Genomic DNA, 11,797 nt, shown 5'->3' on the forward strand with positions numbered 1-11,797 from the left:
GCGCTGACGCTGACCGCTGGCACGGTGGATCACCGCAATGCCACGCTCAATGCCAGCCAGCTCACGGTCAATGCAGCCGGCTTCGACAACCGGGGCGGCACCGTGGTGGCCACCGGCCAGCAGGCCAACACGATCCAGGTGCAGGGCACGCTGGACAATAGCCAGGGCGGTACGATCGCCAGCAACGGGGATCTGTCGCTGCAAGCGGCAACGCTGGGCAACGCAGGCGGCACCGTGCAGCACGCCGGCACCGGAAGCCTGAGCATCGATGCAACGACGTTGAACGGCCAGGGCGGCACGCTGCTGGGCAACGGCACGTTGACCCTCACCGGGCAAACCACCGACCTGAGCAACGGCACCACCTCGGCGCAACGCATCAGCATCACCACCGGCGATCTGACCACAGCGGGTGGGCAGCTTTCTGCCACCAGCACCGACACGCTGCAGCTGCAGGTGCGCAATCGCCTGGACAACACCGGCGGCACCATCGGCAGCAATGGCGCGGTGGATCTGACCGCCGCAATTTTCATCAACAATCAAGGTGCTCTGCAGGCTGCAGGGGCAGGCAACAACCGACTGAATGTAGCCGGTGCACTGGAAAATCGAAGCGGCAGCATTCTCACCGCGGGGAATGCAACGGTCGAGGTGGGTTCCTTCGACAACCGTGGCGGCACATTGCATGCGGCGGGAATATCGCAGTTGGTCCTCGACGTGGACGGGCTGCTGGACAATCGGACCGAGGGTTTGGTGTCCAGCGGTGGCGACGCGGTCGTAACCGCCCAGTCGCTGGACAATCGCGACGGCACATTGGCCACGGGGGGCGCGCTCACGGTAACAACCGTCGGCACGATCAACAACGAAAGTGGTCTGGTGCAGGCAGGTAAGGCGCTCACGCTTTCCAACCAGGGTCTGACCAACACGGCAGGTACGGTTCTGGGCGCGAGCGTGGATGTGGATACGCGCGGCCTTGCCTTGGACAACCGCTCAGGCACGTTGGCGAGCCTGAGCGGCTCGCTCGGCATCCACAGCGGCGCCTTGGACAACTCCGGCGGTCTGCTGCAATCCGCCGCTGGACTCAGCATCAATACCGCAGGCCATGCGCTGACCAATCGCAACTCCGGCAGCGCCGGTGGCATCGTCAGCGCAGGCACGCTGGAGATATCCAGCGGCAATCTGGACAACCGTGCCGGTGTGGTGTTCGCGCAAGGCAATGCACAACTGGGTGTGGGTGCCATGGACAACACGCAGGGAGGTTCCCTGGTCAGTGCATCCGACGTGACCTTGCGCGCGCTCTCGCTGACCAACAGTGGCGGTGAGTTGAAGTCGGGCCGCAATGCAGACATCAGCCTGCAGGGGGCGCTGGACAACAATGCAGGCCTGGTCGCTTCCACGGGCAACCTGGTGCTGCAGGCAGCGACCGTGGACAACCGCAATACGGCGGAGGGTTCAACACTCGGGCTTCAGGCCGGCAGTCTGCAGGTGAAGGCGCAGCGGCTGGACAACCAGCAAGGGCAGATGATTGCCGACGATGGTGCACGCCTGGAATTGACCGGTCAGTTGAACAACACCGCAGGACAGGTGTCCACGGGGGGCGATCTGGGCGTGCGTGCCGATGACGTGGTCAACACACAGGGCACGTTGGTGTCCGGCGGCAACCTGCAGTTGGATGCGCGCTATCTCAGTGGCGACGGCAAGGTGCTTTCGCAGGGTAATGCCACGCTGAACCTTGTCGAGGGTTTCACCAACACCGACGAAGTGGCGGCCAACGGGAAGCTCTCCCTCACCACGCAGGGTGCTCTGGACAATCAAGGCAAACTGCAAGGTGGCAGCCTGGAGGTCCACGCCAGTCGCATCAACAATGCCAGCAACGGTGAAATCAGCAGCGCCGGCCTCACCCATCTGGTGGCAGATGGCGCCATCGTCAATCGCGGTCTGCTGGATGGTGTCATCAACCATATCCAGGCCAGCGAGTTGGACAACGTCGGGAGCGGGCGCATCTACGGCGACCATGTTGCCATCCAGGCCGGCGACCTGCTCAATCGTGCTGAATCCGTAGCCGGTATCACCACGGCTGCAACCATCGCGGCGCGTGAACGCCTGGATCTGGGCGTAGGCACACTCAGTAACACCGGTCAGAGCCTGATCTTCAGTGACGGCATTGCGGCCATTGGCGGTGCGCTGGATGCCAATCGCATAGCGGTGGGCGCGGCGGCGAAGATCGACAACATCAGTTCGACCATCGAGGTCAGTGGCGACCTGGATATCGCGTCGCTGGTGGTCAACAACATCCGCGAGAACGTGGTAGTCACCCAATCCAAGACGGTCAAGGCACCGGTTCGCATGGATCAGCCGGGGTGGTTCAACAACGGCAGTAACAATACTTCGGATATCCGTAGTACGTCGAACTACCGGGCGTATGAGGTCTATTACCTCAGCGCAGACGACATCCTGGAAGACGAATCGTATGTGACGCCGGACGGCTACATGATCCGCAAGGCGGTCATCCGTGTCACGCCGCAGACCAGTGCCTATTTCTTCGGCCGCGGTGCGCTGTACGGTGCCAAGGGGGAGCGTTCGCGACTGGTCATGGGCGACGGCACCATGACGATCTATTACACGGGGCGCCAGGATGGCCAGGCCAATCCGGACCAGGTGAGTAGTGGGGCGGATGATCCGTTCCTGGAGCTTCGGCACATGGATCCGGGGTCGCCGGCCTTCAGCTACGTGAGCGATACGCTGTCGTATTCCAATGCCTACGGAACCTGCACGACCAACTGCGTGCAGCTGACTGCGCTCCATCAGTATGACGATCCGGATCACATCCTCACTGAAATGCGGCGTCATCCGCAGAATCTCAGCGGCAACGAGCAGTACCGCATCGCCACCCATACGGTAGTGGAGGATGTGTTGGTGTCGGCCGGCGCCGATGCAGTCATCCACGCGGGCGGCAACATGCGCATTCGTGCCGATGCGTTGTTGAATCAGTACGCGAGCATTTCTGCCGACCGCGATCTGGCAATCGTCGGGATAAACCAGAGCACATCGTCGGTCAACAATGTGGGCTACACGCTGTACCGCACGCATTCCTTCAGTAACGTGTCCTACGCCTACAACGGTTCCACCAGTGCCTGGAGCAATCCGGATATCTCCGAGCGGGCTGGGCAGATTGGCGGGCTCATCACGGCCGGCGGCACGCTGACGGTGGATGTGGGTGACCTCAGCAATCTCAACAATGGACGTGATGCGCCCAACGTCCAGGACGGTGCCCTGGTCGCCAACCTCAACACGCAGGGACCCGCAGGTGGCAACGTGGGCCCGGGTGCCGGCCAGGTGCAGGGGCCGGGGCAGGCCAATGGGCAGGGCGCCAATACCTCATCTGTGCAGGGCCCAGGGGCTGCAGGCGGCGCAGGTGCAGGTTCGGACATCACGAGTGGAAAACTGCAGAACCTGACTGGCCGCGGTGCGGATGTCGCGGCCATTGCAGGTCCAGGTGCCGCGCAGAACAACGGGCAGGGCAGCAGCATCGTGGTGGACGGTGCGTCAGCGCTTGGCAGTACGACCGCCGTGCAGGCCGCCGGTGACAACCCGGGCATGGTGGTCACGACCACGCTCAACAACAAGGCACCCAATGCCAGTCTGTTCAAGGTGGATGCGAATGGCGGGAAGTATCTGGTCGAGACCGATCCGCGCTTTGCCAACTACCGCAACTGGTTGAGTTCCGACCATCTGCTGGCCCAGATGGGTTTCGACCCGGCCAACACGCACAAGCGCCTGGGCGACGGCTTCTACGAGCAGAAGCTGGTACGGGAGCAGATTGGAGAACTCACCGGTCGGCGCTTCCTGGACGGCTATGCGAACGACGAAGAGCAGTACCGTGCACTGCTGGAGGCGGGCGCTACCTTCGCCAAGGGCTGGGGTCTGCGGCCGGGCATCGCGCTCAGCGCCGAGCAGATGGCGCAGCTGACCAGTGACATCGTCTGGTTGGTTGAACAGACCATCACTCTGGCCGATGGCTCCACCACCACCGCGCTGGTGCCGCAGGTGTACCTGCGCGTGCAGCCCGGTGACCTGGATCGCAACGGCGCGCTGCTGGCAGGTGCCAACGTCGACATCAAGCTCCAGGGTGATCTGGTCAATCAAGGCGACATTGCCGGCCGTCAGCTGGTATCGATTGATGCCGGCAACATCCGCAACCTGTCCGGCGCCAACATCAGCGGCCAGCAGGTAGGCCTACAGGCGCGGCAGGACATCGACATCATTGGCAGTACGGTCACCGCCACCGATGCGATGAGCGTCAAGGCTGGCGGCAACATCACAGTCGCCTCCACCACGCAGTCGTGGGATACCGGTGGCTCGTACCAGCAGCGCACCACCCGCATCGATCGTGTGGCCGGCCTGTATGTGACCAACCCAGGTGGGCAAGGCGTGCTGGCCGTGAATGCGGGTGGTGACGTCAACCTGACTGCCGCGCAGGTGGTCAATGCCGGTGTGGATGGCGCAACGGTGCTTGCTGCGGGCGGCAACCTCAACCTTGCCACAATCACCGAAACGCGCAACGTGGACGTCATTACCGACAGCCGCAACCGCTACAGCACCAGTCAGGCCACGCAGTTGGGCAGCACGGTGAGTGGTGCGGGCAACGTCGTGCTGCAGGCTGGAAACGACGTCAATCTGGCGGCGGCGAACGTGAGCGCGGGTAAAGCCATCGTGGTACAGGCCGGGCGTGACATCAACAGCACGGCCGCTACCGACACCGCCACGCTGGATCACAGCCAGGCCGGCAAGCGCTGGTCCAGGACGGTCTCGGCCTCCGAGGAAGCCGTGCAGGGCACCCAGCTCAATGCGGGCGGCAACATCGCAATGCAGGCGGGGCGTGATATCACCCTGCAGGCCGCGACGGTGAGCAGTGAGGAAGGTGGGGTTGGGTTGTCGGCAGGGCGCGATGTCAATCTGACCGCAGCGCAGGAACAGCACGATCTGACCATCGACGAACAGCGCACCAAGAAGGGCTTCCTCAAGAGCAAGACCACCACCACCCACGACGAATGGCACGAAAGCATCGCCGTGACCACCTCGCTCAGCGGCGAGACGGTCACCATTGCGGCAGGGCGCGATCTCACGTCGCAAGGCGCGCAGATAGCGGGCACTGGTGATGTGCTGTTGGCTGCCGGGCGTGACCTGATGCTTGGGGCAGCACAGAGTACGTCGACGGAAGTGCACGACAAGACGGTCAAGAAATCCGGCCTGTTCGGCAGTGGTGGAATTGGCTTCACCATCGGCAAGCAGCAGGCCGATACCGAAGCCGACTTCACGGGCGTTACCCACACAGGCAGTACGGTCGGTAGCTTGACGGGAGACGTGACGCTTGTTGCGGGCAATGCACTGAAGATTGAAGGTAGCGATGTCATTGCCCTGCAGGGCGATATCACCGCTAAGGCCAAGTCCATTTCGATCACCGAAGTGCAGGACACCAGTACCGTCGAGCAACAAACGCGGTTCAAGCAGGCGGGGTTGACGGTGAGTTTGACCGCGCCAGTGGTCGATGCGGCGGTGAATGCAGCTCAATCGACTAGAGTCGTTGGGCAAAGCAGTGACAGTCGTATCAATGCGCTGGCGGTAGCAAACGCGGTTTACGACGGGTATCAGGCTGTAGGCGCCGCAGGTGCGGCGATGAGCAGTGGACAGGTGGTGGGTATCTCAGCCACGGTTGGTTCGCAGAAGTCGAGCAGCAGGACACAAACCGATGTCAGCAAAGCCGTCGGTAGTACGGTTGCGGCAGCGGGTCGCGTGGATATGGTGGCAACGGGTGCGGGGGGGGGCTCCGATATCCGCATTTCCGGTTCCACTTTGCAGGGCGGTGCAGGTACGGGCTTGTACGCGGTCGGTGCAATCGACATCGTGGCCGCACAGAACAGGTCAGCCCAGCATACGGAAAGCAGCTCCAGCGGCTGGAATGCCGGCGTGGCGGTTAGTGGTGGTTCCAGTGGATGGGCGGCGGGTATCACCGCAGGAGTTAACGCGGGCAAGGGCCGTGAGGATGGAGAGACGGTCACTCAGGTCAATTCGCACGTTGGCGGCGGGGGTACCACCACGTTGATCAGTGGCGGTAACACAACGATTCGTGGCGGGCAGGTGACGGGCGATCGGGTTGAAGTGGAGGCGGTCCATCTGGCCATCGAAAGTGCGCAGGATACCGCGACCTACACGGGGGAACAGAAGAATGCTAGTGCCCAGGTGACGGTGGGATACGGCTTTTCGGCCAGCGGGAGCTATAGCCAATCCAAGCTCGATTCGAGCTACGCCAGCGTGGTTCAGCAAAGCGGCATTCTGGCCGGCGACGGCGGCTATGAAGTCAACGTAGCCGGCAGTACCGACCTGCAGGGTGCCATCATCACCAGCACCGCTGCGGCCGAAGTCGCCGGCCTTAATCGGCTCAGTACCGGCACGTTGAGTGCCAGCAACATCGAGAACCATGCTGACTACAGTGGTGCGTCGTTTGGTGTGTCGGGTGGCCTCGGTAAAAATGGCAAGGGCGAGCAGCGGGAGCATCAAATGGCAATGGGCTCGGCCGATGGTGTGGCGGGAGGCAGATCTTCCGGTAAATCAGTGGGCTTGGGCAGCACCGGCGACAACCAGAGCAGCACAACCGTAAGCGGTATCAATACCAGTAGCCTGGTTATCACCGACGTGGACGGACAGGCGGCAACCGGCAAGACTGTCGAGCAGATCAAGGCAGGTGTGGTGACGACGACCAGTACCTATGCCGTGGCTGCGGACAGTGGTGCGCTGAGTGATAGGTTCGATGCCGACACGGTGATGAATGAACTGAATATTCAGGTGCAAGTGACTCAGAACTTCCAGCAGAATAGTCGTGGCATGGTTAATGCCTATGCGGATGCAAAGCAAGCGGCACTGCGGGAGCAGATCAAGCAGGCGACGACGGAGGAGGAAAAGACCGTGCTGTACGACGAGATCTACAAGCTCCAGTACCAACGACGTTTCCTTGAAACAGTCATCAATATCGTGTCGGCGGACCCGGCCGCAGCCATCACCCAAGGCACTCTGCAACTGGCCGCCACCGCGATGCGCGAAGAGACACTGGCAAACTCGCGGAAGTCGCCAGGGATGGTGATCGATGCAAATGGCACGGTCATCAGTAACGTCTCCTATGACAGTGGCGCGTTTGATGGTGTTAAGTTGGGAGGCGTAAGGTTGGATACGGAGACAATTTGTGGTGAGGGTAATATCAGGTGCGCCAATGACGGCAAGGGGAATTTGCTTGCTGACGTCAATGGGAATTATAAGTACATTGGCGATGAGCGGCATCCGACGTATGAGTCCTTCGAGAAGGATTTGAAGGCATCCAAAGATATACATGGGCCAACAGGAGGATTTCAGCCTGTCGAAGGGGCATGGTATCTGCCGTTTAATGTGGTTATTCCCTATAAGTCGGGCAGTTTCTCCGACAGGTTGGTGGAAGCTTTCGCTGGGACGCATGATCTGCTGGGTGGGCAGATATGGGGATGGTATGGCAGTGATGGTAATACAGCGATCGATCGAACCAAGCCACAGAAGCTGGCTTCTGGCGTAACGACAGTCGTTGCGATCCCGGTGGCAGCGCCGTTTGCGCTGTCCGACTTGGTTTCGTCGGATGTCATTCAGGTTTTAATCAAGCTGGGAAGGTTGCCATGAGGGTCGCATTTGTATTAATCGTAGTGGGGTTGAGTTCACTGCTTGCCGCCTGTGTGGTGACAGGGTGGAATCCCGATGTCTCGAATGGGTATAAGGCGATTCAGGCTTATCAGAAGAGTGAGGTCGTCGGCCATACTGATGTCGTGCAACGAAAGAAGGATGCGTTTGATTGTGGTGTCCTGAATTACAATGAAGGTAATCTCGATGGTGCTGCTCAATATCCGGGAATGACGGTTCAGCAGGTGATGGAGCGAAGGGTTAATATCGACAATTGCATGAAGTCCAAGGGGTACATCATTCGCAGTCCAATAGATTGCACAAATAAGGGCAGGCCAACCGGTTTTTGTAACTGACGATGCACTTTTTCTTCGAAAATTTGCGTCGAGAGTGACGTGTGCTTCGAAGAAGGTGGTGGAGTTCTTGGCGGGTGGCGCCATCGACATCGCATTCAAAAGAATGAGCGGAAAGTGTTCGATTTCTCGAAGACTCGACTCTTTCGTTGCCTTTTTTGTGCTTGTTGTTGCGGTGATTAGTCTTTCAGTTTTGGGGTTTCAGATGCTAATTGGTGATGGAGCTACATGAGCACTCCACAACTAAAAGCTATGGCTTTGACGGCGGTGGTTATGAGTGCTATGCGTTACACAAAGAGCATTAGAGCTTGCTTCTGGCGTAACAAAATTCGTTGCATCCCCGTGGCAGCGCCGTTTGCGCTGTCCGATTTGATTTCGTCGGATTTGATGCAGGTTTTGATTAAGCTAGGAAGGTTGCCGTGAGAATTCTGGTTGCACTAGTTTCTGTTGGGCTGTGGTTTTCGTTGACGGCCTGTGTTGTAAGTAGGTGGAATCCTGATGTATATAATGGATATAAGGCGATTCAGGCCTATCAGAAGATCGAGGCGATAGGACGGACTGATTCTATTCAGCGAAAGAGGGGTGCCCTCGAGTGTGGCGTCATGAATTATAACGAGGGAAATCTTGATGGTAATGTTGTATATCCGGGAATGACGACTCAGCAAGTCATGGGGCGAAGGATTCGTATCGACAATTGCATGAAGTCCAAAGGGTACGCGATTCGTAGTCCGGAAGATTGTACGAATAGAGGGCGGTCGACGGGGTTTTGCAATTAAGTTGTGTGGTTGCTCCGTCAGGGCGGTTTTGAGATTTATTCGTGCGGTTGGGTGGGGGGCTATTTCGCCTAAGTAATTCTGGAAAGGTTCCCGCGAGAAGCATTTTTGTCTCAATGGCTCAGCTTGGCTGGCGATCGACTGCCATGCCCGGCAGTTGCTGGGTTGGCATCTGTCACGGACCGGTAAGGCCAGCGCCGCGTCCGCCGCCCTGGAGCAGGTGGGTGTTACCTGCTACGGCGCACTGGGCCGTGTGCGAGAGCCGTTCGAACTGCGCTCGGACAGCGGTCTGGTATTCACCAGTCGCAACTACACTCGCTTGGTGGGCGGCTACGGCCTGAAGCAGGAGTTCATTATCCTGCACCGTCCGCAACAGAACGGGATGGTAGAGCGCTTGATCCGGACATTGAAGGAGTGCGTGCATCGGAGTCGCTTCGAAAGCCAGACCCACGCCTTGTGGGTGATCGGTGGCTGAATCGCCTTCTACCACCAACAGCGCGTGCACCAGGCGCTGAAGATGATGACCCCGGATGCGGCCCATGTCGCTGCATTAGCGGCATGGGCTGAGCAAGGATCGGGAGGGTGTCTCATTGGCCCGGATTTAACGGATCTTTATTATGTAAAGGTGAAGGATATTGGGCTCGCACGTCCATTCTCAGTCTCTTGGTGCTGATGATCCATCTATGGATTGTATTAATCAGGAACTTCTTAAGTCTTGGCGGATGGCAAGGTCGCGTGAGTTTGAATCGGAATACTTCGAAATGCTCGTAGCATTGAAGGATGAATATATTTCCGAGATGCTCTGGCTCCTATACGGGAAGAGTGTTTTAAGGACCATCGTCACGCCTTTTGATAGTTTGCAGGATGGCCGTCCGTGGTGGGCGATTTTTGCGGCGCGAGAGGTGAATACCATTTCTTCATTAGTCAAAACGAAGGTTGGGGAAAGACGTATTTGGCGATTTTTACACGATGCGAGTGCGTGGGTTTGAGGAAAAGAACGAATCCGGATTTGGGCGTGAGGTTAAGTATCTTGAGCTGAGGCGGTATTATTATTCAAAGACGGGGTGGATGGTGAAAGAATGAATAGTGAGAAAGAGCTTTGGCTCGATGAAATTGGTGTTTGTCGAGAGGTGGGGATATTTGAGGGTGAGGATCGTGGCGAGCGTTCCTCTGGGCGCATTGGGTATGTCACATTTAAGGCGGGGTTATTTGATTTTGAGGTTTATTATGACAAGTTAATTGATGAGTTTGGGGTGTTGTGGCGCATTAATGGCAGTGGTGTCGTCGTGCCAGATCCGATTGAGGCATTGTTTTATTTTTGTTCGGATGCCGAGGCGCTGACTGTTGATGATGGGGCTGTTGGTGCTATAGACAGCAGGCTGCGCCAGTCCCTATTGGTTCTATCTACAAATAATTGGATTCTCCGTTCATTGGATTGGGTTGATGACGCGGGCTTTAAGCGCGCATGGGAGGCCGCAAATGACTGGGCCCGGCAGCAAAATAGGCTAATGAGGCCGTGGGAGTTTGAACGACGAATTGCTGTTGAGAAGCAGAGATTGGCAGAAGCTGGCGACCTTTCCATGGAGTAATGTTGTAATCGGATGGAAGGGGCTTGATGGAAACAAGAACAGGGGTCAGAGTCGGATTTCGTAAGGAGCGGGTTCTGACTCCTGTTTTGACCCGCCCCCAATTTCCGGTGCATTTCAAAGTAGAAACCCCGGCGTTCTGACCCGCCCCCAATTCCCGGTGCATTTCAAAGTAGAAAATCCGGCGTTCTACGGCACCCTGGAGTTCGCATGGGACCCGTGTTTCAGGGCGAATTCCTTCGGTGTTTTCCATCCTAGTGCACTGTGGGGACGTTCCTCGTTATAGAAGCGCCGCTACCCTTCGATCTTGCTCCGCGCGTCGGCCAGTGACAAGAACCAATGCTCATTCAGGCACTCCTGCCGAAGGCGACCGTTAAAGCTTTCGACAAGCGCGTTGTCTGTCGGCGTGCCGCCTCGGGAATAGTCCAGCGCCACGCTGTTCTCATAAGCCCAACGATTCATTACCTTCCCGGCGAACTCGCTACCGTTGTCCACCTTGATAGCGCCCGGCGATCCTCGCAGGGCTGCCAACCTTGTCATTGCCTCCGCCACATGTTCCCCGCGTAGCGACTGGTCCACGACGATGGCCAGATACTCATGCGTGAAGTATCAACCACGGTCAGCATCCGGAAACGGCGGCCGTCAAACAGTGCATCGCCGACGAAGTCCATCCCCCAAAGTGCATTGGGAGCAACGGCTACCTTTATCGGCTGACGCCGGCGTGCACTTCTACTGCGCCGAGGCCGGCAATGCCTTAAAGAAAGGCCTTCCTCCTTGTAAATCCGATGGGCCCGCTTGTGGTTGTCACGCCAGCCTTCTCGGCGCAGAACCACGAACACGCGCGCGCAACCGTAGTGCCCCCGACTTGAGGTGATCTCACGCATGCGCATTCGTACCGCCTGACTGTCCCTTGCCTTGCCCTTGTACGAATAGCTGGAATACGACAGCGCCACCATCTGCAGTGCCCGCCGCATGCTGACCCCAAAGCGCTCTTGCAGCCGGCCAACCCTGGTGCGTCGCTGGGCAGGCCTTAGAGCTTTTTTGTGACCACCTCCTGCAGCATGGCTTTGTCCAGGCTGAGATCAGCAACCAATTGCTTGAGTTTTCGGCTTTCATCTTCCAGCAGCCTTAAACGTTTCAATTCCGAAGGGTCAAGCCCACCGTACTTCTTTCGCCATACGTAGAAGGTGGCCTCGGCAATACCCATTTTCCTGCAGATCTCGCCTACTGCCGTTCCCAGCTCCGCCTGCTTCAGCGCGTAGGCAATCTGCTCCTCGGTGAAACGCGACTTCTTCATGCCTGAATCCTCGTTTGTCACTGGGCCCAATGCTGCCGACGTCTCTACTTTAGCCTGCACCAGTTTTCTGGGGGTGGGTCAAGTGAAATGGGAAACGGA

The 11,797-nt window shown here is 58.4% G+C and carries 6 protein-coding genes and 1 pseudogene; 6 read left to right on the top strand and 1 reads right to left on the bottom strand.

Translation table 11 applies throughout. The features are described 5' to 3' along the window. The first annotated feature begins 24 nt into the window (after window positions 1–24). The 6 genes from AC06FE_RS09395 (at window position 25) to AC06FE_RS09420 (ending at window position 10,404) form a co-directional block, all read left to right on the top strand. Window positions 25–7,692: a hemagglutinin repeat-containing protein gene (locus AC06FE_RS09395; RefSeq protein WP_478072892.1), complete on the top strand. Its 7,668-nt coding sequence runs from the start codon at window positions 25–27 to the stop codon at window positions 7,690–7,692. Next, window positions 7,689–8,045, top strand: a complete 357-nt coding sequence (locus AC06FE_RS09400) for a hypothetical protein (protein WP_478072893.1) — start codon at window positions 7,689–7,691, stop codon at window positions 8,043–8,045. Before AC06FE_RS09395 ends, AC06FE_RS09400 begins: the two co-directional genes overlap by 4 nt. Window positions 8,046–8,270: 225 nt before the next feature. After that, entirely contained in the window at window positions 8,271–8,465 is a 195-nt protein-coding gene (locus AC06FE_RS09405; RefSeq protein ID WP_478072894.1) for a hypothetical protein, read from the top strand. A 507-nt stretch (window positions 8,466–8,972) separates the two neighbouring features. Beyond that, entirely contained in the window at window positions 8,973–9,290 is a 318-nt protein-coding gene (locus tag AC06FE_RS09410; protein WP_478072895.1) for a hypothetical protein, read from the top strand. A gap of 160 nt (window positions 9,291–9,450) precedes the next feature. Beyond that, window positions 9,451–9,804, top strand: coding sequence for a hypothetical protein (locus AC06FE_RS09415; RefSeq protein WP_478072896.1), 354 nt, complete (start codon window positions 9,451–9,453; stop codon window positions 9,802–9,804). 90 nt (window positions 9,805–9,894) lie between these two features. Continuing rightward, window positions 9,895–10,404 carry a hypothetical protein gene (locus tag AC06FE_RS09420; protein WP_478072897.1) on the top strand — a complete coding sequence of 170 codons (510 nt, stop codon included), beginning with the start codon at window positions 9,895–9,897 and terminating at the stop codon, window positions 10,402–10,404. A 186-nt stretch (window positions 10,405–10,590) separates the two neighbouring features. Here AC06FE_RS09420 and AC06FE_RS09425 read toward each other — a convergent pair. Then, window positions 10,591–11,698: pseudogene (locus tag AC06FE_RS09425) on the bottom strand (IS3 family transposase). Between the last annotated feature and the right edge of the window lie 99 nt (window positions 11,699–11,797).

The organism is Stenotrophomonas sp. Steno-C18 (assembly GCF_056393195.1).